We start from the raw sequence: 24,557 nt of genomic DNA, 5'->3' as shown, positions 1-24,557 counted from the left end.
CGGCCGACGATAGCGTCCGGCTCAGCCGCCCGGACGTTGGAGGCCGTTCACCTGCTGCTGAATGCGGTCGAGAGCGGCGCGGATGGCGTCGATCTGGGCGTTGAGTTCGGCGATCGTCGCCTCGTCCACGGGCGGTGGAGCCTGTGCCGGCGGCGGCCCGGCCGGTGGCACGGGTTGTGGCCGCCCCGGTGGTGGCGGTGCTGCGGGCCCACCGCCCGGCGCGGTGGCGAGGTTGCCGGTCTCCGGGCCGAAAACCTGGTCGAGTGCCTCGGCGAGGGTCGGGGCATAGCCGACCCGGACGCCACCGGTACCCGGATCTCGGTAGCTGACCAGTACCCGCGCCAGCTGCGGGAAGGTCGACCCGTTCGGTGCGGTCGAGATCCGTTCGGTGAACAGCGGTTCCACGTAGAGCACACCGCCCTCGGCGATCGGCAGCGTGAGCAGATTGCCGTACTGGATGCGGTTCGAACGTTCGAGCAACGTGCGCTCGGAGGCAACCCGGGTGTCGGAGATCATCGAGTTCTGGATCTGCTGCGGCCCCTGGGTGAGAGTGTCGGTGGGCAGCTGCAAAATGGTGAATCTGCCGTAGTTCTCCGGATCGCATTCGACAGAGATGTAGGCGGACAGGAACTCTCGATTGAACCCCACCATCGCACTGGCCAGCCGGAAGGACGGATCGGCGGTCACCGGATCCCCCTGCAACACATAGAACGGATGCTGGTGCGGGTTCGTCTCCACTGTCGGGTCACTCGGCACCGACCAGAACGCGTTGGTGGTGAAGAACTCTCGCGGCTCGTCCACGTGATACTTGGCCAGCATCTCGCGCTGGATGGAGAACAGATCTTCCGGATACCGGAAGTGGGCGCGCAGTTCCGAACTGATCGCCTCCGGAGGCTCGACCGTTCCCGGGAAGACGTTCATCCACGCCTCCAGCACCGGATCATTCTGATCGACCTGATAGAGGGTCACCGTGCCGTCATAGGCGTCGACGGTGGCCTTGATCGAGTTGCGCACGTAGGAGAGCTCCTCGAAGGGCCCGCCTTCGAGCTCGTTGCCGGGCACGAGGGCCTCGAGCGAGCTGCGCTTGGCGTACGGGTAGCCGTCGATCGTGGTGTACGCGTCAACGATCCACATGATTCGGCCGTCGACCACCGCGGGATAGGGGTCGTTGTCGGTGGTCAGCCAGGGTGCGACCAGTTCCACGCGATGGCGGGGATCGCGGTTGAAGATGAGCTTCGAATCGGCATCGATGGCATCCGAGAAGATGATGTTGCGTTCGGCGTAGTTCACGGCGAACGCCATGCGGTTCAGCCAGTTCCCGATCGGGACGCCGCCCGCGCCGTCGTAGGTGTATTTGGTGCTGTCGGTGTCGTATTCGCGGGGTTCGGTGCCGCCACCGACGATGGCGTAGTCCGGGTTGGCCTGTGCGATCACTTCGCCGAAATAGATCCGCGGCTGGTCGACCGGGATCACCTGATGCCCGGACGCCGCGCTGGCAATATCGCTGACGGTGTAGATCGGGTATCCGCTGTTGCTGCTCTCGGCGTCACCTGCCGCATCGCGCACCGCGGCATTGACCCGATTGGCCGGTGCGGCGACGAACCCGTTGCCGTGGGTGTAGACGGTGTGCCGGTTGACCCAGTGGCGCTGGTTGGCGCTGAGAGCGTTCGGGGTGAGTTCCCTGGCCGCGACCACGTAGTCGCGCAACTGTCCATCGATGCGGTAGCGATCCAGATCGAGTTTGTCGGGGAAGCTGTAGAAGTTCTTCAGCTGCTGTTGCTGGGTGAAGGTGCGGGAGAGCACGTTCGGGTCGAGCAGGCGGACATTGGCGATCGTGGTCGCATCCGCCGGGACCTCCGGTGGCTGCTTGGTGCCGATCCCCGGGTACGGCTGGTATTCGACCCGATCGGTGCCGATCCCGTAGGCCTGCCGCGTCGCCGCGATATTGCGTTCGATGTAGGTGCGTTCCTTGTCGGCGGCATTTGGCCGGACCGAGAGCTGCTCGACCGCAAGCGGCCACACCCCGCCGACCAGAATCGAGGAAAGCACCAGCAGTGCGGCGGCCATCGCCGGGATGCGCAGATCCCGCACCACCACCGCGGAGAACACCGCGGCCGCGCAGATGATGGCGATCGCGAACATGATCAGCCGGGCGGGCAGGACCGCGTTGATATCGGTGTACCCCGCGCCGGCGAACGTGGGTTCACGGCTGTGACTCGACAGCAGCGCGTAGCGGTCGAGCCAGTAGGCGATGGCCTTCAACAGAATGAACGCTCCGACCAACACGGCGAGCTGTACCCGCGCCGCCTTGGTCAGCCCGGGAGCCTTTCCGGTCAGCCGCACGCCGCCGAGCACGTAGTGCGTCGCGAGGCAGGCCAGGAAGCCGAGCACGACGGTGGCGAACAACCAGCTCACCACGAGCCGGTAGAACGGCAGATCGAACACGAAGAATCCGATGTCGTGCCCGAATTCGGGATCGCGGATGCCGAAAGACCCGCCGTGCAGGAACAGCTGCACCGTCATCCACCGTGACTGCCCGATCAGTCCGCAGATGAGCCCGAGCGCGGTGGCGATGCTGAGCCCGAACAACCGCGCCCGGCGCAGCACGACGCTGCGATAGGGCAGCAGATAGTCCTCGGGGCCTTCGTCGACGAGCAGCAGCGGCCGAAATCGGTACGCGAACCACATCGCCGCGAACACGGCGCCGCCGACGAACACGCCGACCGCGACGAACAACGTCACGCGGGTGAACAACACGGTGCGCCAGACTTCGCGATAGCCGACCTCACCGAACCACAACCACCCGATGTAGACACCGATCAGCCGGGGTACCACCAGCAGCAACACGACGAGCATCGCCACGGTGATCACCAGCAGCCGAATGCTGCGAGGCAACCGCCGCCAGCTGGGAATCTCGCGTGTGCTCATCACCCACTCTCCCGTGGCTGCGCCGGTCGATGGGTGGGCGGCCGGCACGGGCCATGTGCGTCCGATCCTACCGGCCGGCTACACCATCGGCTGCCAGGTCCAGGCGTCGAAGTCACCACCGAGACCGGGCGTTCCGAACTGCGCCTGTGGGGCCATCCCGTCAGCCTCGGCTGATCAACCGTCCGCTGACGTCGCGATGCCCCCGGCTGCCGCCATGGTCGGGCGGGCATCGGCGCGGGCGCGGGCGCGAAAAACCCGTCTGTCCGCTCGGGCGGGGTTTCTCGCCGGGTCGTCGATGTGCCTCGGCCGCTACCCCACGACCGCGGCGAGCCATTCGACCAGCGGTCGCTGTACTTCCCAGGCCGAGCGGATCTCGGTGGCGGCTCGTGGGGTGGCAAGCCACTCTGGCGCGCCGAAGTCGCGGTGGGTGGTCAGTGATTTGTGGCGGAGCAGTTCGATCCGGGGATGGTCGGCGGCGTAACCCTTCGGCTTGGTCTTCAATCGGTCGCCGCCGATCTCGTATCCACTGCCGGTGAGCCCGTCCAGGATGGCCGCCAGTTCCTCCCCGCGCACCTGGTCATCGATGGTCGCGCGCAGCCGGGCGAGCTGGTCCGGCGACCCGCCGTAGAACCCGCCGGCCACGAATAGCCCGGCGGCGCCGATCTGCACATACCACCCGACACCGGGCGCCGCGCCGACCACAACACCCTGATGAGTCTTGTACGGCGACTTGTCCTTGGAAAACCGCACGTCACGGTACGGTCGGAACAGTTTCGCCGTCCCGAAATCGCCCTCCAGCTCCTCGATCAGCGCCATCATCGGCGCTCGTACCGCCTCGTCGTAGACCTGCTTGTGCGCAGCCCAGAACGTCTTCGAGTTGTCCGCCTCCAGATCCTCGTAGAAATCCAGCCCGGCGAACGGGAACCCACCGAATCGACCCATGAGGAGACGATATTCCTACAGTCGGACATCCTGAGGACCGCGCAACGGCTCCGAGTCCGATCGTGACTCCGGCATCGTCAGAACTTTCCGGTGTGGTGGTCGATCCGGTGTCCCAAGTGGGTGGCGAACTCGGTCACGAACTCCTCGGTCAAGGGTGGCCAGCCCCAGAAGTCGAATGCCAGTGCGCCGAGGGCGAATCCCCATGGCCACAGCCATTCGGTGACGGGGCTCCCGGTTCCGCAGTGACGGCAGGCAGCGACGCCCGCGCCGCCCTGCTTCCACTCGGCGATTGCGTCCGCGAACGGTCGCCATGCCTCCGGGTCGGCTTCCCACTGCTGTGGGTAATCGATGATCACGGTCGTGGCCGCACAGCCTGGGCAATCGGCCGATTCCGGTTCGATCGCACCTTGCCCGCCGTAGTGATCGTCGCGCCCGACGATCACCGCGACCGGCCCTGGCAGCCAATCCTTGCCCCACTCCTGGCTGATCGTCTGCCATCGCGGGCCGGGTAGATAGCCCTCGTCCACCTGGAGGCTGTACATGCACTCGCCGGACATCTCCCGCGTCAGCAACTCGCGCGAGAACATCCAGTCCAGCATCCGCGTCGCCGTCGCCGCCGCGTCCACGGCCGTCACCTGGACATCGACGATGCGTTCGAAATAGTCACCCACAGCGTTCAGTGTGCCCCGAGTGCGTCCAGGATCATGGGCCGGGCGTTGGCGAGCGCCTGCTGCCAGTAGGGCCAGGTGTGGGTGCCGTTGCCGATATCAATACGCGCCGGGATGCCGAGCGCCGTGACACGATCGCGGAAGATCTGCGCGGCGATCATCGTGAGCACTTCCAACCCCATCGCGTTCACTGTGTTGCCCACGCCGTTGGGCAGGTCGAGTGGGCCGGGCACGCCGTTGCCACTGCTGAGATAGATCGGCAGTCCACGCAGTCGTTCGGCCTGGGCGGTGGCGTCGTTGCGGGCCCAGGCCGGGTCCAAGGGTGGCCCCCACATGTCGTCGGGGTTGAACTGGCCCTCATCCCACATCGCGGCACGCATCGCCTGATTCCAGAGTGGGAAGGTCGGGTTCACGAAGCCGGAGAACGATCCGGCGAACCTGAACTGGTCGCGGTGATAGGCGGCAAGGATCAGCGCGGCATTGCCGCCCATGGAGGCGCCGACGACGCCGTTGTTGGTGCGCGAGACGCCGTACCCGGCCAGGAACGCGGGCAATTCCTTGGTCAGGAAGGTCTCCCATTTGTAGGTGATCTGCTGGCCGTTGGTGTGGCTCGGCCGGTACCAGTCGGTGTAGAAGCTGGACCGGCCACCGACCGGGAAGACCAACGTGACGTTGTCGCCCGCGAATTGGCGTAGTGCGTCGGTATCGCTGGTCCACTGGCTGTGATCATGTGGCGCCCGCAGTCCGTCGAGCACATAGAGCGCCGCGCTGCCGCCGCGCGCCGCCCACTGCACCTGGACCTTGATCGGGCCCATGCTCGATGGCACGAACAGCTCTTCGAACCCGCCCGCCGGTGCCCGCACCGGCACTCGCACGGGTGCGGCACCGGCGACCGCCGCGACGGCCGACATCAGCACAACTGCCACGACGAGCGAACCAGCCCGCCGCAGCCACCCACCGATCGATCGTTTGTTCCCGGTTCGCGCCACCCCGGCCACTCGCATACCTCCCACCGAATCGTCTGGAAGTTACCGAAGATAACCAATTTACGCCGTCACCGCCGGTGGCGATGTCGCCAACGCGCCGCTGGCGTGTCGGGGATCGGTCCGATGTCGCACCAAGTCATGCGGCGGGGGCCCGCAGGGATACCGCGGGCCGCCGCCATGCACGGTGTCAGGCCGCCGCCGGATCCGGCAGCAGACCCGGCTGGGTCATAACACCGGCGTTGTCCCGGTAGACCCGGTGCTCGGCGATCCTGCCCGCCTGTGCGGGGAAACATCGATGAGACGAGTTAGCCGAATTAGCACGCCGAACGCGTTTTCGCATTTCATAGAAGAAAAAGTGTGTCGATTTCCGATACGCAATATTTGCAAGAACGCTCGCATGTCCGATGTGGTGCGCGAGCGAATCGCGTAGGCCTTTTCCGTACCGGGAGTCGGAAATTCACCCTTTATCGGGACAATATACGAATACCCACTTCCAGCCTCCCCGAATCTTCCTGTGAGTTGATACATTTCGAGCGGTGACGACACAGCGCGGTGTCGCCACTCGCGATGCCATCGAAGTATTCGAGGCTTTTCGACAATGACTGACACAAATATCACGGCAAACGAAGATCGACTACAATTCCACGGTTGGAAAGCCACTTAGGTGGCGAGTGCCGCATGACCGCCACCGTGAATGCTTTCTCCGGTCGAGGAGGAGCCACGATGTCGATCACACTCCAGCGGTTCTCGGACTTGATCGCCGGGATATACGACGCCGGTGCGAGTACCGAGCGATGGGACAGTGTGATCGCCGATATCGCGGCCGCCTTCGGCGCGGTCCGCGGTGTGCTCGTCATCGCCGAGCCCGTCACCCACCAGTTCGTGGTCAAAGCGTCGGGGGCCGGCATCGGGGAGGACGTCTACCACCGCATCATTCGTGCCGCCGATCGCATCCAGCACCTTCCGGCAGGCGCCACCGTCACCAGCGACGAACTCTTCGCCTTGCCGGTCGGCGGAAACGGAGCGAGCCCGGACGGCCCGAACGGCCTGGCCAACAGTTTCATCGCACGACTGAGCCCCGCCGTGCCGTCATCGTGGATCTGCTTGACCATGCCGGAGCAGGTCGACGTCTCACATCATTCGGCGGGAAGGGCACTGCTGCGTGTACTGGTGCCGCATCTCGAACAGGCCCTGCGCACCCAGTCGAGGCTGGTCGCGTTGACCCGGGAACGTGCGTTCGCGCTCGCGACACTGGAAAAGGCGCACTACGGAATCATGATCGTGACCTCGGACGCCGCGGTGATCTTCGCCAACTCCATGGCCGAGGACATCACCGTTCACGGCGACGGGCTGGCCGCCGACAGCTCCGGCCGGTTGCGCGCCACCCCATCGACGAACCAGGCCCGGTTCAGCCGACTCGTCCGTGAGGCCGCTGGACCTGAACGGTCCAGCGGCAGCGTCGCGATCACGCGCCCTTCGGGCAAGCGGCCCCTCGTCGTGCGGGTGACCCCGCTCGACGATCTGGCCGGCGACGGCCCGCCGCGGCATCGAGCCGTCCTGCTGTTGGTCACCGACCCCGATCACGATCCGGAGCCGCAACCGACGACACTGCACGATCTCTATGGCCTGACCGACGCCGAAACACTGGTCGCCATGGGTGTCATGCGTGGAGACGGATTACCAGCGGTAGCCGATCAGCTGTCGGTGTCGCTGTTCACCGCACGCACCCATCTGCAGCACATCTTCGTCAAGACCGGGACACATCGACAGGCCGAGCTGGTGCGCCTGTTGCTATCGAGCGCTATTGCCGCGCAGTAGGTTCCGGGTTGCGTGTGAGGCTATGCGGCCGCCGTCAGACCGGCCGGAATCCGACTCCCGCACCGCCGCGCATGGCGACATCGTCGAGAATCCTGGTGAAGTTGACGCCCACATGCGGGCCGAGGCACGGAACCGAGACGTATCCGTTGACCAGGGCCACCAGGGTCGTACCGACGACTACGGGTCCGCCGGAATCACCGACGAGCACGCAGATCTGGGTGAGCGTCCACGTTGCTGTCGAGAACACGTCGCCGTACACCAACCCACACGTCTGACCGGTCGTGCGGCCTTCCTTGCAGGCGATCGCGGGGAATTGCGCTGGCACACCGATGCCGGTGATCGTGGTCGCGCCGACACGGTTGACCGGTATCACCTTGTTCGCATCGAACCGGATCACGGCGTAATCGAGTTCCTTGTTGACGTAGGCCATCGTGCCCACCGTGCCGGCGTCGGGAGCGGCTTCGGAGGAGACGCCCGCGCCGGGTTGGTTGCAATGGCCTGCGGTGAAGCCGACCATCTGACCGGTGTCGTCCCAGCCGATGGTGGCCAATGTACAGGTGGCTCCGTCATCGAAAACGATGCCCGAACCACCGCCGAGTACTACCGAGGGCGCTGCTTGTGCGCTCCCGATGGTCGTGCATGCCAGACCGAGGAACGTGGCCGCGAGCACGAGAAGGAATCTGCCCAACATGACTCTCCTAGGTGATCGGCCGAGGATCAGGGGGCACTCCCGAACTGGAGTACGAGAGTGCCCTCGTTTCCCCTCGGTCCTGGCATCGGTCGGATCAGACGACACACACCGGGAAGAGGATCGGCACCGTGATCAGGACGATCCCGCAGGCGAGGAACGCGCCAGGAATCGTGATGAACGGTGACAGCACGGCCGGCTGGACGTCGACCGGAACCGGTGCAACTGGTGCGGGAGCAGGCTCTGCGGCCGGTGCCGCTGCGGCTACGCCGGCGCCCATCGCGATCAGCGGCGCGCACGCCGCTGCTGCTATTGCAGAGCGAACCTTGGTGCTAGTCATGACTTTTCCCTTACTGTCAGCAATCTTGGCCATGGTCAGCCCGACTCACCGGGTTGCCACAATATTCAGCACAGCACCGATCGGGCTGAAAATCCTCATGCGAACAGATGAGATGAGATCAACGAGGCCGAAAAAGTCATCGGGTCCGGAAAAACCACACAGGGTCCATTCGGTTGTTTCCGGACCCTTCGCAGTAATGAAAGCAATGGTAGTCGAACCGCCCGCCGGCTGGTCAGGCTTCGACGACCTTCACTGGTCGATCGACCACCGGTGGCAGGCTCGACCAAGGAAAGTTGATCCACCTATCGGTACGCCGCCACACATATTCACAGTCGATCTCCGAATGCGGCTTGTGATAAATGACCGCGCAGCGAACCTCGGCTACGTGGTCAGCGCAGAAATCGCGGACCAGTTTGAGGGTCGCGCCCGTGTCGGCCACGTCATCGGCGATAAGCACGGTCGCGCCGGTGAGGTCGACGGCCTGCGGAACCGGCGGCAACATGACCGGCAGATCGAGCCGCTGATCGACGCCGGTATAGAACTCGACGTTCATGACATGCAGGTTCTTCACATCCAGCGCATAGCCAAGGGCACCAGCGACAAACAGCCCGCCCCGCGCGATCGACAAGATCAGGTCGGGTTCGTACCCGTCCCCCGCGATCGCAGTGGCCAGCTCCCGGCTCGCCGATCCGAACAGCTCCCAGGTCAGTTCCTCCCGATCGGCCACCGCACCCGTCCTCTCTGCCTCCGCTGCCGACTCCAGCAGTGCGAGCATACGAGCAGTTAACCCTTCGCCGACGCGAATCCGGGCTGATCGCTACCTAGCCGAGCAGGTCCAGTGCCTGCTGCGCCGACAGACAACCACCGGTAACCAGCTCGAGATTGTCGAGGGAGGCTGCGTGCACGTCCGGGTCGGTGGCCGCCGTGCAATCGGCGATCGGGTGCACGGTGAATCCGAGATCGGTCCCGTGCCGGGCGGTCTGCTCGACGGTGAGATTGGTGGCGACTCCCGTGAGCAACACGGTGTCGATTCGCTGCACCCGCAACCATTCAGCGAGACCTGACCCCGCCAGCCCCGACAGCTTCTGATTGTCGAACACCTCACTCGCGTACCCCACCATCTCCGGTACCAGCTGAGCGCCCACCGAATCCGGCCGAAACGCCTCCTGCGCATCCCCCACCGCCCGCATGAACCCGGTATTGCGAACCAGCCGGCCTTCCCCCACCGGAACAGTGAACCTCGTGAACACCACCGGGATCCCCGCCGCCCTGGCAGCAGCGTGAAACTCGACCGCTCGGCCGACGACCCCACTGGTCGCCACCGGTCCGGCCAACATCTGCCCGAAGAACCCTTCGGGCCGAATCACGTTCACCTGCCAGTGCAGGGCCAGGACAACAGTGCGGGCGCGATCGAACATTCTCGACTCCCTCTCGTCGGCACTGACCGATCAGTGCTCGACAGGGTAGATCGCTCGGATCGGTCGCGCAGGCCGTTCCGCGACCAGCGAGGTCGATGCGTCGAGCTCGTCGTGGATGTTGATCAGGAGAATGCCGACGTTGCGCGCGGCCTGTGGCCTGGGCGAGATCGTCAGGCGTGGCTGGCCAATCCATCGACGAGCGTGCTCACGAACTGGTCGATCCATGCGTCATCGATGGCGGCCGCGCCGCGTAGGACCACCGCGACGAGGGTGGTTCCGAAGATTGTTTCCACGCACAGGGAGATATCGAGATCCGGCCGCACCTCGCCACGTTCGATAGCGCCCGCGAACAAGGCGGCGAGGCGATCCCAGACGGTGGCACGCAGACGTGCGGACAGTTCCTCCTCCAGCGTCGGATCGGCCACCAGTTCGCTGATCAGGCCGGGTGTCGCTCGCCGCCCGGCCGGGGAGCCGACCACCTCGACGCAGCGCTGCACGACCGCGCGGAGCACGCCGCGCAAGCTGCCGTCGTCGGTCGGGTCGGCAGCGACATCGTCGGGGAAGACCGCCTCGTGGACGAGGTGCGCCTTGGATTCCCAGCGCCGGCGGATCGCGGGGACCGATGTCCCGGCCCGGTCGGCGATGCCACGGAAGGTCAGGTCGGCGTACCCGACCTCCGCCACCAGTTCCCGGGTCGCGGCCAGTACGGCGTCATCGATCCGGGTGTCACGCGGGCGACCGGCAACGGGCATCTCATCAACCGGCACCGTCCGCCACCTCCTCCACGAGAACACGTCCCCTCTCCGCCACAACCGGCCCATTATGGCCGGGTTTCCGACGAATCCGGCGAAAGCCCTACGCCGACACCATTCCCATATTACATTCCGTTGCACAACGAAACATAATGTGGATCACCTGGAGACGCCGTGATGCCCGACTTCGCCTGTACCTCGATCGCCGAACTCCTCGATGCCCGAGCCGAGGACGACCATCCCGCGCTGCTCTTCGGCGACGAGCAGATGTCCTGGCGCGACTTCGTCCGAAAGGCGCGAGAACGGGCCGCGGCGCTCACGGCGCTACGGCGCCCCGGCGCTTGGCATGTCGGTGTGCTCATGGACAACGACCCCGAATATCTCCTCCTTATCGCGGGTGCCGCGCTCGCCGGAGCCACCATTGTCGGCGTCAACCCGACCCGGCGCGGCACCGAGCTGGCAGGCGACATCACCGGGACCGATATCAGGACGCTCATCGTCGCCGCAGGTCATCGACCATTGTTGGATAATCTCGACCTGCCGGGAATCGACATCCTCGATGTCGATGGCCCGACGTACCGCTCCGCGCTCGAGCGCGCCGCACGCGATGCGCGCGAGCTGCCCGCGCCGCCACCCGGCCAGGAGCACACCCTGCTGCTGTTGTTCACCTCCGGCTCGACCGGCGCCCCCAAAGCCGTCGTCTGCTCGTCCTTCCGCCTCGCCGCCATCGGTCAGCTCAACACCCATGGCCTTGGCCGTGACGACGTCGCGTACAACGCGATGCCGCTGTTCCACGGCAATGCCCTGATGTCGGCATGGGCGCCGATCCTCGCTGTCGGCGGGACTTATGCCATGCGGGCGCGCTTCTCCGCCTCCGGCTTCCTCCCCGATGTGCGGCGATTCGGCGCGACGTTCTTCAACTATGTCGGCCGAGCCCTGTCCTACGTACTCGCCCAGCCGGAAGTTCCGGAGGAGGCGACCACGCGGCTGCGGCTCGGGTTCGGCACCGAGGCGTCGACCCGCGACCGGCGGGAGTTCCAGCGCAGATTCGGCTGCCGCATCGTCGAGTCGTACGGCTCCTCGGAAGGCGTCTGCGCCATCGTCCGTGGCGACGACACACCCGAGGGCGCGCTCGGGCGCCCTGCCGACCATATGGGTCTGGAGATCGTCGACAGCAGCGGGAAGGCCTGTCCAGCCGCCGAATTCGCCGCCGACGGCCGGCTCGTCAACGCGGCCGATGCCATCGGCGAAATGGTCGTGCGCGGAGGCGCGGCCAGGTTCGAGGGCTACTACAACAACCCCGAAGCCACGGCGAGCAAACTGCACGACGGCGACTACTGGACCGGCGATCTCGCGTACCGCGATAGCGACGACAACTTCTGGTTCGCCGGCCGCACGTCGGAGTGGATCCGGGTCGACAGCGAGAACTTCGCGACGGCGCCGATCGAACGCATCCTGGCACGCCACAACGATGTGGCCACCGCGGTCGTGTACGGCGTCCCCGATCCGCGCACCGGCGACCAGGTGATGGCCGCTCTGCTCCTGATCCCCGGCCGATCCTTCGACACCGGCGCGTTCGCGACGTTCCTCGACAGCCAGCCCGATCTCGGCACGAAATGGCGTCCGGCCCTGGTACGCATCGTCGGCGATCTCCCCCAGACCGGAACCGGAAAGGTCGACAAGCAGGTGCTACGCCGCGAGGCCTGGCGCGGCTGCGACCCCGTCTTCATCCAGAAGCAGAACACTTACCTCCCGCTGACCGACGAGCAACGCACGGCCCGCGAGGCGTCCTTCGCCGAGCACGGCCGCCAATCCCTGCTGCCCTGAGCAGCGCACACCACTCGAAAGGAACTCCGATGATCGAACTCAACCGCAACCACCTCGTCGACTTCATCACCGACCGTCTGGCCACCACCGAACAACCGAGACAGCGCACCATGCTGGAGCGGATGCGGGTGCACGCCGCCGCCGAACGTGACGGCGACCTCGCGACGCTGGTCGGCACGCTCGGCGAGGCGACCAACTACCACTTCTGGGAGATCGGTGGCGATGTCGGCCCCAAGACCCGCGAGGGCGTCACCGAGTACTACCGCAATCTGGTCGAGAACAACGGTCACGTGCTGGAGTTCTTCTGCGAACGCATGGTGGTCGACGACCAGTGCATCGTGATCGAAGGCAGACTCACCATGATCCAACCGGGCTCGCTCATGGTGCAGCACCCGCTGGCAGGCGGCATGGCCGAGGCCGATAAGAACTACCTGATCAGAATGCGCAATGTGATCTTCTGGTCCTTCGACGAGGACCTGATGATCATCGGTGAGGACTCCTACTCCGGCGGCCCCCTCGAGATGCGCGTGCTGGAGGACCACGAACTGCCCGCAGATTTCCTCGCCCTGACCACATCCTGACCGAGCAGGCCATCGGCGGGTGGCGGACCACGCCGCCCGCCGCACCAGGCGATACGCGGAAGGTTGTCCGCAGGTACCTCCCAGGGCCGGACACAGCTACAGGGGGCGGCGTCCGGGTACGGTATCAACGCCCCCGATCACGGTGCGGTATTCCTGCTGACTAAATCTGGATGTAAATCGATGAGTACTACCGCCGACAAACTCGCCGACCTGCGCAAGAAGCTCGAGATCGCGCAGGAGCCGGCCGGAGAGGCGGGGGCCGCCAAACGCGCACGTAAGGGCATTCCGTCCGCCCGCGATCGCATCGACATGCTGCTGGACCCGGGCACCTTCGTGGAAATCGGCGCGCTGGTGCGCAACCCCAACGACAAGGACGCCCTCTACGGCGACGGTGTGGTCACCGGGCGCGGTTTGGTCGACGGCAGGCCGGTTGCCGTGTTCTCCCATGATCAGACGGTGTATGGCGGCACCATTGGCGAGATGTTCGGCCGCAAGGTCGCCGCGATCATGGAGCTGGCGGGCAAGATGGGCTGCCCGCTGGTCGGTATCAACGACTCTGGCGGCGCGCGTGTCCAGGAGGCTGTGACATCGCTGCGCTGGTACGGCGAGTTGGCGACCAAGATGGAGCCGCTGTCGGGTTCGGTGCCCATGGTGTCGCTCATCCTGGGCAATTGCGCGGCCGGTGCGGTGTACCAGCCGATCTGTACCGATGTCGTGGTCGCCACCGAGAGCGCGCACATGTTCGTCACCGGCCCCAAGATCATCGAGGACGCCATCGGCGAAAAGGTCGATATGGAGGAGCTGGGCGGTGCCTACAACCAGGCCTCCTACGGCAATATCCACCATGTCGCCAAGGACGAGCCCGCCGCCTTCGCGTGGGTCCGCAACTACCTGAGCTACCTGCCCTCGAGCGCGGTCGAGCAGCCTCCGATCGTCAACCCCGGCCTGGAGCCGGAGCTCACCGAGTCCGACTTGATGCTGAACTCCCTCGTCCCGGACTCGGACAACGCGGTCTACGACATGCACGACGTGCTGGTACGGATCTTCGACGACGGCGAGTTCCACGAGATCGGCGCGGCGGCCACCAAGAATCTGATCACCGGCTTCGCCCGCGTCGACGGCAGGCCCGTGGGTGTGGTCGCGAACCAGCCGACCGTCCTCGCAGGTGCGCTCGACGCCAAGGCCAGCGACAAGGCCTCGCACTTCATCCACATCTGCAACGCCTTCGAGATCCCGCTGGTGCTGGTCGTCGACACCCCTGGCTTCCTGCCCGGCGTGGAACAGGAGAAGGCGGGCGTCATCAAGCGCGGCGGCCGATTCCTATTCGCCTACGTGGAGGCGACCGTCCCCAAGGTGACGGTGGTGGTCCGCAAGGCTTACGGCGGCGGGTGGGCCGTGATGGGCGCCAAGGCCCTCGGCTGCGACGTCTACCTGGCCTGGCCCACTGCCCGTATCGCGGTCATGGGCGCCGAAAGCGCTGTCGGCCTCACCCAGCGCAAGACCCTCGACGCTGTCCCCGAGGATCAGCGCGCCACGATCCGCCAGCAGATGGTCGATTTCTACAACGCGACCATCGCGACACCGTGGATCGCGGCCGAGCGCGGCTACATCGACAGCGTGATCGAACCGTCGGCGACCCGCCTGGAGCTACGGCGTGCACTGAATCTGCTGCGCGACAAGCAGGTCATCCGGTACCCGCGCAAGCATCACCTGTTGCCGCTGTGACATTCGTTCCGTCGGCGCCGATCGCGATGACGGGCGGCGCCGGCGGATTCGTCAGCTTCCAGCCTGATTCGAGCATCGAAGCACTCCTTGGGCTCTGTCGCATCGGAAGTCCCGCGAACCACCGGGGAGTGCGCCACAAACGACAGGCCGGTGTGGGACAGGACACACCGGAGGCAGCCGGACTTGACCTAAAGAAAGGTTGAGCTTCTAACGTCGATCTCGGTTTGTACCTGCAACGAATCGAGAACAGCATGAGCGCACCACTGGACCCGTCCTACCGCTGGGGCGGCGAGGACCTCGACCTCGACGCGTACCTGGCACGTATCGGCTTCGAGGGTGAGCGCGCACCGACCTTGGCGACGCTGCGGAGCCTGGTCTTTCTCCATGTCACGACGTTCCCGTTCGAGAACTTGGAGATCATCCTCGGACGGCCGATCAATCTGGACGTGGAATCGTTGCAGGACAAGATGGTTCGGCAGCGCCGCGGCGGCTACTGCTTCGAGAACTCCGGATTGTTCGCGGCTGTCCTGGAACGGCTCGGTTTCGGCGTCGCCGGACTGTCCGCCCGAATCTTCATGGGGACGGACAACAAACTCCTCGCCTCGACCCACGCGATGCTGCGCGTGACCACCGCCGACGACGACCGCATCTGGCTCTGCGATGTCGGATTCGGCAGCGGCCCGATGGCACCGATCGAGCTGACCCCCAGCGACGGTGAATTCACCTTGGGCGAGTGGCGTTTCCGCCTCGAACGCGGCACCGACGAATTGGGCGGCGAACAATGGAGCCTGCACCACTTCAACCGCGACGGCTGGGCAATGCGCCGCACCTTCGGGATGACCCCGCAATACCGGATCGACAACGTCGTCGGAAACCACTACGTCTCGACCTCGACGCATTCACCGTTCACCACCCGCCCCGTCCTGCAACGCTTCCACCCCGATGTGCACTACATGCTCGACGGCCTCACCTTGCTCACCAACTACCCGGACGGCACCAGCGAAACCCGAGAGCTCGAACGATCCGATCTGCCAAAGTTCCTGACCGAGGTCTTCGACATCGAACTGACCGAAGCGGATACAACAACCCTCGTCCACGAACCATGGCCCTCAAACAACACGCCCCAGTAACCAACGGCTCAACCGACAGCCGTCTGTGGCTCGCCGAGTGGCACATGAGGCGGGCGACACGCTGATAAAGCCCGCCTCATATACCGCTCGGCGGATGGGCTCAGCCGACGGGGAGGGAGGTGAGGATGGGGAGGAAGGCCCAGTTCATGAGGCGTTGGGCGTCGGTTGTCGCGGCGTCGAGGTTGAAGGGTGAGCTGTGGAGGACCACGCCGATCAGGCGCTGCGCGCCCCTGCGCGCTTCGAAGAGCAGACACGTTCCGGCGGCGTTCGTGGATCCGGTCTTGATTCCTGTGGTGCCGGGATATTGGTGTAGTAGGTCGTTGGTGTTCTCCCAGACGTGATGCCTGTTCCCCGCCCCGGCGGGCAGGTCGTGGACCTGTGTTCCGACGATTTCCCGGAACACCGGGTTCGCCATCGCATGGCGCCCGAGCCTCACCAGATCGGCGGGTGTGGAGTACGTAGAGAAATCATCGGGGACGGGCAGCCCGCTGGGGTCGGTGAAATGCGTGTTCCCCATACCAAGTCGCTGCGCTGTGGCGTTCATCTTGGCTATGAACGCTTCGCGACCTGGCCCGTACGCCTCGGCCAGGGCGTAGGAGGCATCGCAACCGGACGGCAGCATCATCGCGTACAGCAACTGGCGTGCGGTGAGCACCTCCCCGGCGATCAGGCCCGCGTTACTTCCACCATGGGCAGCGGACGCATCAATTGCTGTCTGCGGCACCGTAACCGCCCGCTCGAGATCACCCGCCTCGAGCACAACCACCGCCGTCATCACCTTGGTGAGACTGGCAATCGGGACCCGGGCATCCGCCTCCCGCGACCACACGATCACCCCCGTATTCCCCTCCGCAAGCGCCGCCCCCCGCGCCTGAATACCGTCGGGTTGCAGAGCCACCGGAAACGGAGCCTGATCATTCGAGCCGCCGGCAACCGGAGCCGCCGCGACAGTAGGCGCGAAAACGACGAGCACCGCGGCGACCGCCGCCGGTAGTGCACGGACATAGGTTCGCATCGGGATATTGTGCCGCCGGATTGTCCCCAACAGTGGGATTTCCCGCCTGAGCGTTGCCTCTTCAACTGCTGGTTGAGGCAATATCCGGTTGCAGATGCGCCCCGAACGGTGCTCCGCGATCATCACGCCGACCCGCGAGATAATCCGATAAGTGGGAGTTGGCCTGTCTGTGTTCGAGACTTCGAAAAGTCGGACTCGGCAGCCAGTTATTCGACGACTTCCTTGTCGACCCCCCGTCGCCGGTCCGGACCGGCGAACAAGGCGACCTCACGCAGGCCCCCCGAGCGGCGGATGCTCGAGCACCCGGGGCTTGTACTCGACCAACTGGATCCGCCCGTCGAAGGTGCGGTGCTCGATCATGTCGAGGGCGACGTCCGGATAGCCGTCGTAGATGCGTTCTTCACCCGTCGCGCCGGTGATCACCGGGAACATCACGACTCGGAAGCGGTCGACGAGTCCGGCTCGTATCAGGGACCGGGACAGGCTGAGGCTGCCGATCGTGCTGAGGAGCCCCGAGCCACTCGATTTCATGGCGCGGACCGCCTCGACGGCGTCGTCGCGGACCAGCGTGGAGTTGGCCCACTTCAGCGGCTCCTCGAGAGAGGAGGAGAACACCACCTTGGACGCTTGTGTGAGCTCATCGACCGACGCCTCTTCTTCGGGCCTGAACTCGTCTTGGCCGTCCGGGACCTCGCCGGCGGCGAAGCCCGACATCAGGCGGTAGGTGTTCGCTCCCATCAGGTAGGTGACCTCGGGCTGCTCGCCGAGCCACGCGAGGTACTCCGGGCCCTCGAGGCCCCAGAACCCGGGCCATCCCACTCCCGATGCGTAGCCGTCGAGCGAGGTGATGAAGTCGACGAGAAGCTCCGACATGGCGGTGTCCTTTCCTACGGTGTCATGAGCTCTGACCGGACGGGAGCCACAAACTCATCGGCCACGCTGTGGGTAACGAGAAACCCATCGCCGGATCGAAACGATCTCGGCTACTCCGATGATTCTCGGGCGAGTCTGTCGTCAATACCGTTGGGAATGCCAACAGACAGGAGTCCAGGTATGACAAGACCGTTCAGATCGGACGTGACCTCGGTACGGGCGAACGGTGTGGATCTGGGCATCCAGAGCTTCGGCAGCGACAACGATCCACTGGTCCTACTGGTCGGCGGCACAACGATGTTGTCCTGGCCCGACGCGCTGTGCGAGCGACTCGCGGCGGGCGGGCGGCGCGTGATCCGCTACGACCTGGTGACTCCGGCGCATCGACGACCCTCGCCCCGGAGAATCCGGCCTACAACCTGCGGGATCTCGTCTCCGACGCGGCCGCGCTGGTCGAGGTGCTCGGTGCCGGGACTGCCCATCTCGGTGGAATCGGCGTCGGAGGGATGGTCGCTCAGGTCGCCGCGCTGGACCACCCGGACACGTTCTCCGCACTGACCCTCGTCGCCACTCGGCCGGTGGCACCGGGCCCGGTCGACGAGGATCTGCCCGATCACGACCACGCGGTCCTGGGTGCGCTGTTCTCCCACCCCCAGCCGGACTGGACCGACCGGCAGGCTGTCACGGCATTCGCCGCCGCCGGGGCCGAGCCTCTGGGCGACGATCCGGAGGAGGCGCGGGCGACGGCGGCCCGAATCTGGGACAGGACGCCGTCGCCCGATCCCGCAGTGCATCAGGCGAACCAGCTCGGGATGGTGTTCTCCCGACTTGACTGCTCCCCGCGCTGGCGGCACCGGCTCGGTGAGCTCGAGGCGCCCACGCTCGTGGTGCACGGTCGCGCCGACCCGTTCTTCCCGGTCGGCAACGGTGAGGTCCTCGCCGCCGAAATCCCTGGGGCGCAGCTGCTCGTCCTCGACGACATGGGTACCGCCCTACGCCACGCCGCGGCCGACCAGATCGCTGCCGCCATGCTCGCCCAGTAACCGCCCGGCTGGTGAGCAATAGGGGCAGGAGCCAGATATGACCGACCGGCCGTTGCCGCGAAATCGCCTGCGCCGCAGTGGGGATGACCGGCATCAGCGCCTGAAGGCGCATGCACGCGGAACCGAAGGAGTCCGACCGTGGCTGTGATCGACGATGTCAGCCCACTGGGGGCCGAGTTGGAACGCTCGTATCAGGTCTATGTACGTGGCAGGCTGAAGTTCCGCGTCAAGCAGATCGTCTACGTGGCGTTCTCCCTGGACGAGACCGAGATGGGCTTCGCGTTCCCCAGGGAGGAGCGAGCGGCGCTCATCGCGAGCGATCCGGACAAGTTTCGGATGCCATCGGCATCGGACATGCGCTTCAACTGGATCGAGTCCGACCTCGCGGCCCTTGACCCGGCCGAGGCCCGTGAACTCGTCGTCGATGCATGGCGCATGGTCGTCCCCAAGAAGCTTTCCCGGGCCTACGATCACGCTCATCCCCACGGGCCGGTCTGAGCACGAGACCTGCGCAGTCCCGCTGCCCACCGGTACAGCGAGCGGAAGCGTCTGCTGCTGGATCGACACGCCATCGAGTGATCGGCGCACCCGCGACTAGCGGAAGCTGCTGTTCACGACAAACGTTCGGTCAGATGGACAGTGACCTCATCACCATCGATCTTGCCGATGCTACGGCGGATCGCGGCAGCCACGGGGAGCTTGTGGGTGCCGTCCCCGAGTGCCATGAACGAGGACGTGAACGGGACGCCGTCCACCGTTCCCTTGACCTTGACCAAGCCCCGGGTGCCGAAGATCTGCGCCGAGTCGGGGAGTTGCACGCATGTCCACGTGTCGCCCTCCCTGACCTTTCCGAGGATGGCAGTGAAGGTGATGTCGATCGGTCCTGGTGCGGTAGCCATGGCGGCTCCTGTCGGGATGGGGGTCAGATGAACAGTCCGAGCACGACTCCACTGATGATCAGTTTGAGGATCCAGTCGGTCATGTGCACCAAGGCGGTCGGGATCGGAACATTTTCGTGGACGATGGCGCCGGCGAGGATGGTCACCGGAAGGATCGCCACGACCGCGCCGAGCGCCGCTCCGGCTGCGGCTCCATGCCATTCACCCGCGACGAGCAGTATCGCCAGCACCGCGGCTGCGAGCAGACCACGCAGCAGCACGAACACCATCTGCACCGGCAAGCCGACCCCGGGCCGCGGGGTGCTCGTGCGCGACACCAGCGCGGATATGGGGGGCGTCGCGTACAGGACCGCGCTGATGACGAACGAGACGATCGCCGCGACGACGACACCTACGACAACCATGGCCGACTCCTTAAGTACCGTGTAGTACTTAATCTAGAAAGTTGATTAGGTACTGTCAAGTACTAAAGTGGGGAAGCATGAGCACATCAGGTGGACGTCGCGGCCGGCCGCCCGGGAAGTCCGGCGAGGAACTACTGACGGTCGCTCGTGAGGTGTACCTGGAGCGCGGGTTCGCGGGATCGACGATGGACGAAATTGCGTCGCGCGCAGGGATTTCCAAAACCTCGCTCTATCGCGAACATCCGTCGAAGGCCGAACTGTTCGCCAGGGTCGTAGAACACTGGGCGACCGCAGGCCGACATGCCATGCGGCCCGCCCTCGCGAGACTAGAGGCAGCCGAGGATGTCCGCGAGGAGCTACTCGCCTGGGCGCGAACCCTGCTGGCCGGCATCCTCTCCCCTGCCGTCGTGGAGATGCGCCGACTGGTCACCGCGGAGGCGGCCCGCCTGCCCGAGGTCGGGGCGGCCTACCTGCACAAGAGCTGGATCACGAACATCGGCGACCTCGCTACAACACTCCAGACGCTCGACGCCCGCGGCATGCTGCGGATCCCCGACCCCGGGGCCGCCGCCGAACAGCTCACCTGGCTGGTCGTCGGCGCACCACTGAACGCCCGGATGCTCGATGCCGCAGCAACGCCCACCGACACGGTCGACTCAGCGATCGACCTATTCCTGGCCGCTTACCACCACGATCAACCGCAGACGGACTGACGCAAAGCCGATGCGATCCCCATGCACCCGTTCCGATCGAGGCACCAACGCTCTCGGCCAGACGCGACCCACAATCGGGCAGCTCATACCAGAGATCGGTCGGCTTCGGGAGAAGGTCGATCACCAGCCCGCAGGGGCACGCCGACGTGGTGCAGGTGCTTCAGCGCCTCGCGGTACGAGGAGATCAACCCGGTCTCGTGGTACGGCACGCCGATGTCGGCGCAGTAGTCGCGGACGATCACTTGGGCGTGGCGCAGATTCGGTGTTGGCATGTTCGGGAACAGGTGGTGTTCGATCTGGTAGTTGAGCCCGCCGAGGGCGATATCGGTCAGCGGGCCGCCCCGGATGTTGCGGGAGGTCAGCACCTGTCGGCGGAGGTAGTCGGGGCGGTCGTCGCCGGTCAGGGTCGGCATGCCCTTGTGGTTCGGGGCGAAGATGCAGCCCATGTACAGGCCGAACAGTGCCTGGTGGACAACGAGGAACGCGAAGGCTTTGTCGGTCGGCAGAACTACGAACACTGCGGTCAGGTAAGCAACGAAGTGGCCGAAGAGCAGCGTGCCCTCCACGGTGCGGTGTTTGATCGATCGGTTTCTGAGCGCCCGCACGCCCGCCGCATGGAGGTTCAGGCCCTCCAGCATCAGTAGTGGGAAGAACAGATATGCCTGTGCCCTGCCGATGAGACGCGGAAGTCCGCGGCTGGCCTTCGCCTGCCGTTGCGACCAGACGAGAACGTCGGGCGCGACGTCGGGATCGAGTTCTTCGTGGTTCGGATTGGCGTGGTGGCGGGTGTGCTTGTCCTGCCACCAGCCGTAGGCCAGGCCTATTCCGGCGTTGCCGACAACTCGGCCGACGACCTCTGTCGGCCGCCGCAGCCGAAAGACTTGCCGGTGCGCGACATCGTGCATGACCAGCGCGACCTGAGCGAACGTTACTGCCATCAACGCCGCGACCATGAGCGTCCACCATGAGTCACCGACAAGGACGAACGCCACCCATCCTGCCACGAACGCGCTCCCGACGAGGCTGAGCCGGACGGCGTAGTAGGCAGGACGCCGGTCCAACAGTCCGGCCTCGGAGATCCGGCGCAGCAGAGGAGCGTAATCACCGCCGCGCCGAGACGAACGTGGAGAGGACAAGGTCGGTGTCGTCATAGCGCTTCCTGAGAGTTGAGTCGGGATCCCACTTCCGCCCATAGCGATGCCGCCCGGTCGATGTCGACCGGGGGTCTACCCACAGCGGGCATATCTCTGTGCAGGACGGGGTGGCGATGTCGATCACTCTGAAGCTATTCGCCGATTCCTCGCTCCATGTAATCCCCTGGTATGACATGGAATAGCACTGCGGTGTGATTTCGGCAGATCAGTTCGCCGCCAGAACCCGCTCGAGTGTGGCGTAGCCTGCGGGTTCCCAGGTCGGCTTGCCCCCGCAGGCAGCAACGGGCACGCGTGGGGCTCGGTCGCGTCGGATCAGAACCCGTCAAGCCTCCAGTCTGGCTCGGACAGCGTCGAGTCGCACCTGGAGTTCTGTCTCATCGATGATGCCGCGGACCACCAGGGAGTGCGCCAACGCGACGAGCTGGTTCTCGGGGTAGGGCAGGTTGGCGTAGACGGTTGACGTCAGCGAATCCTCCTCATCACGACGTTCTTTGAAGTCGGGGATGGGCTCGGCGCAGCGTGCGCGATCGAGGGCATCGCACATGCCGTCCAGGCTTGTCTTCCACGGTGGTACAGGATTTTCGACGCCGTATTTTGCCGCCATGCGCGGCCATACCTGATTGCGCGCCACGATGTTCCGCAGTGGCGCGATATCGGGTTCGGTCGAGGACGAATCGTCTGCCGTACTCACCTTCGGGAGCTCCTTCAGTCGACCGGGTGGATGGCGGGACGGGTGTCGGTGATGACGTTGCTGGTGATGCCCGCCTTCGGCAGGGCGACACCGATCAAGCAATCTCGCGTGACGATGCCGGCGAGTTGGTCTTCATCCCATCCATCAGTTCCTTCCGGACGCAGCGGCATCACCATGAAACGATGCTTCTGGTTGGAATCCTGAACCCGGATCGCCACATCGTCGCTCAGATACAGTCCGAATTCGGCGAGGACCTGTCGCGGCCAGCGAACCAAGCGCCGCCGATAGTTCGGGGTGCGATACCACTCGGGCGAATTGCCGAGAATCGGTCGCGGATAGCAGGAGCACAGGGCGCAGACGATCACGTGGTGCAATGTGGGGGTGTCCGCGAGGATTTCGAACGCGGTGAAATCGCTCGGTGTTCCGAAGCCGGTGGGTTCCAGCCAGTCGACTCCGACTTCCTTACTCGCCGTCATAGGTTCGGCGAGGGCGAGGGCCTTGAAGTCGGGATCGAGCCATGCCCGGGCGACCAGGTGCGCGGCGGGCGTGGGGCCGATCTGCTCGGCGAATTCGGTAAAACGGCGGTGCTCCTCGGCGGTGAAAATGCCCTTCTCGATACAGAGTTCGCGAAGAGCGATCTCCAGAACCTCGAAGTCGGTGATCTCATCCACCATGGGCGCAATCGTGCGCTCATGATCGTGGTCGTCGCCGGTCATGGAATCCCTTTCTGGCACTGTGCCGATCAACGACTGGCCGCAGGGCCTAGGCCGCGGATTTCAGCCAGCGCTCCGGGAGCTCGGTGTGCAGGGTGTCGTCTGTTGTTCCGGTGTAGCCATCCCATAGTTCGGAGAGATCGAACCGAACGACGTAGAACCACTCGGGCTGCGCGTCGCGGCGGTCCCACGTCTCGTCCTCGGCTGCCGGACTTTCATACGCGATCGAAGCGATCTCTCCTCGTGCGCCACGCACGTATTCCGGTGTGCGGGTATACAAAAGGGCTGGCATGTCGCGCACCATCACGGGATCGCCGACGTGGAAACCTGGTTCACCCGCTCGGCCGGCAAACACCTGCGGATCGCCCTTACCCACCGCATGGATGTGATGCTCGTTGCGTTCGACGTGCGAACCGTCGCCTTCGAACTTGGGATGCGCCTCCAACGACTTCCCGGCGAGGCCACCGTCGTACCGCGCCTGAACCTCCACCATTCGTTCGCTCAACTCACCGAGACCGATGTGGTGCTTCTCGACGAGGACACGTGCGACGGCCAGCAGCCAGCGCCCGTAATACGGCAGGCCCAGATAGATGGCGCGACCCACGTCGACATTGCCCATTCGGCGCCGTTCTTCCGACAGCCAGATTCCGCGCCAGGCGAGCACCTCGCAGATCACATAGGTGTTGTGCTCCCAGATCTCGTACTGCTTGTTCTCGTACTTCATCGGCGCATCCGGCTCGCCACCGACATCGTGGACGGTCTTCACGTATGCGCGGAAGCGCTCGTGATCGATGAGATCAGGGGTCGGGGCGTCTGGAAGTTCGGGATAGGAGGACTTCAGTCGGGCGACCAGATCGAGCTGAGCTGCCCGCTCCGCGGCCGTGCTCATGAGCGCTCCCTTCGTCGCGCGGCCTAGCTGACTTGTGGATGTGTTGCGGCGATCGAGACGGACCGAACTGTTGTGCGCTGTGTCCGTGCTTGCCGTAGCTGCACCGCGGCCGCCGAAAGGCAGCGGGCTATCGAGCGTTGCCCATCGCGCGATCGGCGAGGCGGCAACACGTCACAAGGTCAAATCTATGCCTCATCGCTGCTGGTGGATAGCGTTCTCGGCACATTTTTCAGCCACAGCGCGGCATGAGACCGAGCAATCCGGGACCTTGCCGACGCAGCTGCCACAGGACATACCGGAGACGGTGTAGGTGCTGATGACGGCGTTGTTGCTCATATCGCTTCCTCCATGTGTTCCAGC

General features: G+C 65.1%; 24 protein-coding genes and 1 pseudogene. 8 read left to right on the top strand and 17 right to left on the bottom strand.

The window, feature by feature from the left end; translation table 11 throughout:
* Window positions 1–21: 21 nt before the first annotated feature.
* The 4 genes from GV792_RS14845 to GV792_RS14830 all read right to left on the bottom strand — a co-directional run bounded on the left by GV792_RS14845 (window position 22) and on the right by GV792_RS14830 (window position 5,449).
* Window positions 22–2,928, bottom strand: coding sequence for a UPF0182 family protein (locus tag GV792_RS14845; protein ID WP_163824677.1), 2,907 nt, complete (start codon window positions 2,926–2,928; stop codon window positions 22–24).
* Between the two features lie 309 nt (window positions 2,929–3,237).
* Entirely contained in the window at window positions 3,238–3,870 is a 633-nt protein-coding gene (locus GV792_RS14840) for a DUF2461 domain-containing protein (RefSeq protein WP_163824676.1), read from the bottom strand.
* A 77-nt stretch (window positions 3,871–3,947) separates the two neighbouring features.
* Window positions 3,948–4,541 carry a hypothetical protein gene (locus tag GV792_RS14835; RefSeq protein ID WP_163824675.1) on the bottom strand — a complete coding sequence of 198 codons (594 nt, stop codon included), beginning with the start codon at window positions 4,539–4,541 and terminating at the stop codon, window positions 3,948–3,950.
* A 5-nt stretch (window positions 4,542–4,546) separates the two neighbouring features.
* A complete protein-coding gene (locus tag GV792_RS14830; protein ID WP_445738779.1) occupies window positions 4,547–5,449 on the bottom strand; it encodes an alpha/beta hydrolase in 903 nt (300 codons plus the stop codon).
* A 798-nt stretch (window positions 5,450–6,247) separates the two neighbouring features.
* On the opposite strand from GV792_RS14830, the gene GV792_RS14825 reads away from it, so the two are divergent.
* On the top strand, window positions 6,248–7,342 hold the full coding sequence (locus tag GV792_RS14825; protein ID WP_256668051.1) for a helix-turn-helix transcriptional regulator: 1,095 nt from the start codon (window positions 6,248–6,250) through the stop codon (window positions 7,340–7,342).
* 34 nt (window positions 7,343–7,376) lie between these two features.
* Here GV792_RS14825 and GV792_RS14820 read toward each other — a convergent pair whose 3' ends face one another.
* The 5 genes from GV792_RS14820 to GV792_RS14800 all read right to left on the bottom strand — a co-directional run bounded on the left by GV792_RS14820 (window position 7,377) and on the right by GV792_RS14800 (window position 10,555).
* Window positions 7,377–8,033, bottom strand: a complete 657-nt coding sequence (locus GV792_RS14820) for a serine protease (protein WP_163824672.1) — start codon at window positions 8,031–8,033, stop codon at window positions 7,377–7,379.
* 94 nt (window positions 8,034–8,127) lie between these two features.
* Window positions 8,128–8,370 (bottom strand): hypothetical protein, encoded by a 243-nt coding sequence (locus tag GV792_RS14815; protein WP_163824671.1) that lies wholly within the window; start codon window positions 8,368–8,370, stop codon window positions 8,128–8,130.
* A gap of 232 nt (window positions 8,371–8,602) precedes the next feature.
* Window positions 8,603–9,145 carry a phosphoribosyltransferase gene (locus GV792_RS14810; RefSeq protein ID WP_163824670.1) on the bottom strand — a complete coding sequence of 181 codons (543 nt, stop codon included), beginning with the start codon at window positions 9,143–9,145 and terminating at the stop codon, window positions 8,603–8,605.
* A 46-nt stretch (window positions 9,146–9,191) separates the two neighbouring features.
* Window positions 9,192–9,788 carry a cysteine hydrolase gene (locus GV792_RS14805; RefSeq protein ID WP_163824669.1) on the bottom strand — a complete coding sequence of 199 codons (597 nt, stop codon included), beginning with the start codon at window positions 9,786–9,788 and terminating at the stop codon, window positions 9,192–9,194.
* A gap of 170 nt (window positions 9,789–9,958) precedes the next feature.
* Window positions 9,959–10,555 carry a TetR/AcrR family transcriptional regulator gene (locus tag GV792_RS14800; protein WP_309139114.1) on the bottom strand — a complete coding sequence of 199 codons (597 nt, stop codon included), beginning with the start codon at window positions 10,553–10,555 and terminating at the stop codon, window positions 9,959–9,961.
* A 162-nt stretch (window positions 10,556–10,717) separates the two neighbouring features.
* On the opposite strand from GV792_RS14800, the gene GV792_RS14795 reads away from it, so the two are divergent.
* The 4 genes from GV792_RS14795 to GV792_RS14780 all read left to right on the top strand — a co-directional run bounded on the left by GV792_RS14795 (window position 10,718) and on the right by GV792_RS14780 (window position 15,803).
* Window positions 10,718–12,367 carry an AMP-binding protein gene (locus GV792_RS14795; RefSeq protein ID WP_175584371.1) on the top strand — a complete coding sequence of 550 codons (1,650 nt, stop codon included), beginning with the start codon at window positions 10,718–10,720 and terminating at the stop codon, window positions 12,365–12,367.
* A 29-nt stretch (window positions 12,368–12,396) separates the two neighbouring features.
* Entirely contained in the window at window positions 12,397–12,948 is a 552-nt protein-coding gene (locus tag GV792_RS14790; RefSeq protein WP_163824667.1) for a hypothetical protein, read from the top strand.
* A 180-nt stretch (window positions 12,949–13,128) separates the two neighbouring features.
* Entirely contained in the window at window positions 13,129–14,673 is a 1,545-nt protein-coding gene (locus GV792_RS14785) for an acyl-CoA carboxylase subunit beta (protein WP_163824666.1), read from the top strand.
* A 251-nt stretch (window positions 14,674–14,924) separates the two neighbouring features.
* Window positions 14,925–15,803, top strand: a complete 879-nt coding sequence (locus GV792_RS14780) for an arylamine N-acetyltransferase family protein (RefSeq protein ID WP_163824665.1) — start codon at window positions 14,925–14,927, stop codon at window positions 15,801–15,803.
* Window positions 15,804–15,903: 100 nt separating this feature from the next.
* Here GV792_RS14780 and GV792_RS14775 read toward each other — a convergent pair whose 3' ends face one another.
* On the bottom strand, window positions 15,904–16,941 hold the full coding sequence (locus GV792_RS14775) for a D-alanyl-D-alanine carboxypeptidase family protein (RefSeq protein WP_256668052.1): 1,038 nt from the start codon (window positions 16,939–16,941) through the stop codon (window positions 15,904–15,906).
* 144 nt (window positions 16,942–17,085) lie between these two features.
* Window positions 17,086–17,691, bottom strand: coding sequence for a dihydrofolate reductase family protein (locus tag GV792_RS14770; protein WP_163824664.1), 606 nt, complete (start codon window positions 17,689–17,691; stop codon window positions 17,086–17,088).
* 180 nt (window positions 17,692–17,871) lie between these two features.
* Between GV792_RS14770 and GV792_RS14765 the strand changes: the two are divergent.
* Window positions 17,872–18,734, top strand: a pseudogene (locus tag GV792_RS14765) (alpha/beta fold hydrolase).
* A 138-nt stretch (window positions 18,735–18,872) separates the two neighbouring features.
* Window positions 18,873–19,232 carry an MmcQ/YjbR family DNA-binding protein gene (locus tag GV792_RS14760; RefSeq protein ID WP_163824663.1) on the top strand — a complete coding sequence of 120 codons (360 nt, stop codon included), beginning with the start codon at window positions 18,873–18,875 and terminating at the stop codon, window positions 19,230–19,232.
* Window positions 19,233–19,345: 113 nt separating this feature from the next.
* Here GV792_RS14760 and GV792_RS14755 read toward each other — a convergent pair whose 3' ends face one another.
* Together GV792_RS14755 and GV792_RS14750 are read right to left on the bottom strand one after the other, a co-directional pair.
* Complete coding sequence (locus GV792_RS14755; RefSeq protein ID WP_163824662.1) at window positions 19,346–19,633, bottom strand: DUF1905 domain-containing protein; 288 nt, start codon at window positions 19,631–19,633, stop codon at window positions 19,346–19,348.
* Window positions 19,634–19,656: 23 nt separating this feature from the next.
* Window positions 19,657–20,037 carry a DUF1761 family protein gene (locus GV792_RS14750; protein WP_163824661.1) on the bottom strand — a complete coding sequence of 127 codons (381 nt, stop codon included), beginning with the start codon at window positions 20,035–20,037 and terminating at the stop codon, window positions 19,657–19,659.
* Window positions 20,038–20,114: 77 nt separating this feature from the next.
* On the opposite strand from GV792_RS14750, the gene GV792_RS14745 reads away from it, so the two are divergent.
* Entirely contained in the window at window positions 20,115–20,750 is a 636-nt protein-coding gene (locus tag GV792_RS14745) for a TetR/AcrR family transcriptional regulator (RefSeq protein WP_163824660.1), read from the top strand.
* Between the two features lie 83 nt (window positions 20,751–20,833).
* On the opposite strand, the gene GV792_RS14740 is transcribed toward GV792_RS14745, so the two are convergent.
* From GV792_RS14740 to GV792_RS14725, 4 genes are all read right to left on the bottom strand, one after another.
* Window positions 20,834–21,901 carry a fatty acid desaturase family protein gene (locus GV792_RS14740; RefSeq protein ID WP_163824659.1) on the bottom strand — a complete coding sequence of 356 codons (1,068 nt, stop codon included), beginning with the start codon at window positions 21,899–21,901 and terminating at the stop codon, window positions 20,834–20,836.
* 325 nt (window positions 21,902–22,226) lie between these two features.
* Complete coding sequence (locus GV792_RS14735) at window positions 22,227–22,595, bottom strand: thiocyanate hydrolase (RefSeq protein WP_163824658.1); 369 nt, start codon at window positions 22,593–22,595, stop codon at window positions 22,227–22,229.
* Between the two features lie 14 nt (window positions 22,596–22,609).
* Window positions 22,610–23,311 carry a thiocyanate hydrolase subunit gamma gene (gene scnC / locus GV792_RS14730; protein WP_163824657.1) on the bottom strand — a complete coding sequence of 234 codons (702 nt, stop codon included), beginning with the start codon at window positions 23,309–23,311 and terminating at the stop codon, window positions 22,610–22,612.
* 46 nt (window positions 23,312–23,357) lie between these two features.
* Entirely contained in the window at window positions 23,358–24,197 is an 840-nt protein-coding gene (locus GV792_RS14725) for an SH3-like domain-containing protein (protein WP_163824656.1), read from the bottom strand.
* Between the last annotated feature and the right edge of the window lie 360 nt (window positions 24,198–24,557).

This window comes from Nocardia cyriacigeorgica (assembly GCF_010868145.1).
Classification (GTDB): domain Bacteria; phylum Actinomycetota; class Actinomycetes; order Mycobacteriales; family Mycobacteriaceae; genus Nocardia; species Nocardia cyriacigeorgica_D.
This window is presented reverse-complemented; position numbering and strand designations above follow the sequence as displayed.

Bases quoted from the DNA above. Each gene is read 5' to 3' on its own strand.
- GV792_RS14845 (WP_163824677.1), bottom strand. From the start codon at position 2,928: ATGAGCACACGCGAGATTCCCAGCTGGCGGCGGTTGCCTCGCAGCATT.
- GV792_RS14840 (WP_163824676.1), bottom strand. From the start codon at position 3,870: ATGGGTCGATTCGGTGGGTTCCCGTTCGCCGGGCTGGATTTCTACGAG.
- GV792_RS14830 (WP_445738779.1), bottom strand. From the start codon at position 5,449: ATGTCGGCCGTCGCGGCGGTCGCCGGTGCCGCACCCGTGCGAGTGCCG.
- GV792_RS14825 (WP_256668051.1), top strand. From the start codon at position 6,248: ATGTCGATCACACTCCAGCGGTTCTCGGACTTGATCGCCGGGATATAC.
- GV792_RS14820 (WP_163824672.1), bottom strand. From the start codon at position 8,033: ATGTTGGGCAGATTCCTTCTCGTGCTCGCGGCCACGTTCCTCGGTCTG.
- GV792_RS14815 (WP_163824671.1), bottom strand. From the start codon at position 8,370: ATGACTAGCACCAAGGTTCGCTCTGCAATAGCAGCAGCGGCGTGCGCG.
- GV792_RS14810 (WP_163824670.1), bottom strand. From the start codon at position 9,145: ATGCTCGCACTGCTGGAGTCGGCAGCGGAGGCAGAGAGGACGGGTGCG.
- GV792_RS14805 (WP_163824669.1), bottom strand. From the start codon at position 9,788: ATGTTCGATCGCGCCCGCACTGTTGTCCTGGCCCTGCACTGGCAGGTG.
- GV792_RS14795 (WP_175584371.1), top strand. From the start codon at position 10,718: ATGCCCGACTTCGCCTGTACCTCGATCGCCGAACTCCTCGATGCCCGA.
- GV792_RS14790 (WP_163824667.1), top strand. From the start codon at position 12,397: ATGATCGAACTCAACCGCAACCACCTCGTCGACTTCATCACCGACCGT.
- GV792_RS14785 (WP_163824666.1), top strand. From the start codon at position 13,129: ATGAGTACTACCGCCGACAAACTCGCCGACCTGCGCAAGAAGCTCGAG.
- GV792_RS14780 (WP_163824665.1), top strand. From the start codon at position 14,925: ATGAGCGCACCACTGGACCCGTCCTACCGCTGGGGCGGCGAGGACCTC.
- GV792_RS14775 (WP_256668052.1), bottom strand. From the start codon at position 16,941: ATGATCGCGGAGCACCGTTCGGGGCGCATCTGCAACCGGATATTGCCT.
- GV792_RS14770 (WP_163824664.1), bottom strand. From the start codon at position 17,691: ATGTCGGAGCTTCTCGTCGACTTCATCACCTCGCTCGACGGCTACGCA.
- GV792_RS14755 (WP_163824662.1), bottom strand. From the start codon at position 19,633: ATGGCTACCGCACCAGGACCGATCGACATCACCTTCACTGCCATCCTC.
- GV792_RS14750 (WP_163824661.1), bottom strand. From the start codon at position 20,037: ATGGTTGTCGTAGGTGTCGTCGTCGCGGCGATCGTCTCGTTCGTCATC.
- GV792_RS14745 (WP_163824660.1), top strand. From the start codon at position 20,115: ATGAGCACATCAGGTGGACGTCGCGGCCGGCCGCCCGGGAAGTCCGGC.
- GV792_RS14740 (WP_163824659.1), bottom strand. From the start codon at position 21,901: ATGACGACACCGACCTTGTCCTCTCCACGTTCGTCTCGGCGCGGCGGT.
- scnC (WP_163824657.1), bottom strand. From the start codon at position 23,311: ATGACCGGCGACGACCACGATCATGAGCGCACGATTGCGCCCATGGTG.
- GV792_RS14725 (WP_163824656.1), bottom strand. From the start codon at position 24,197: ATGAGCACGGCCGCGGAGCGGGCAGCTCAGCTCGATCTGGTCGCCCGA.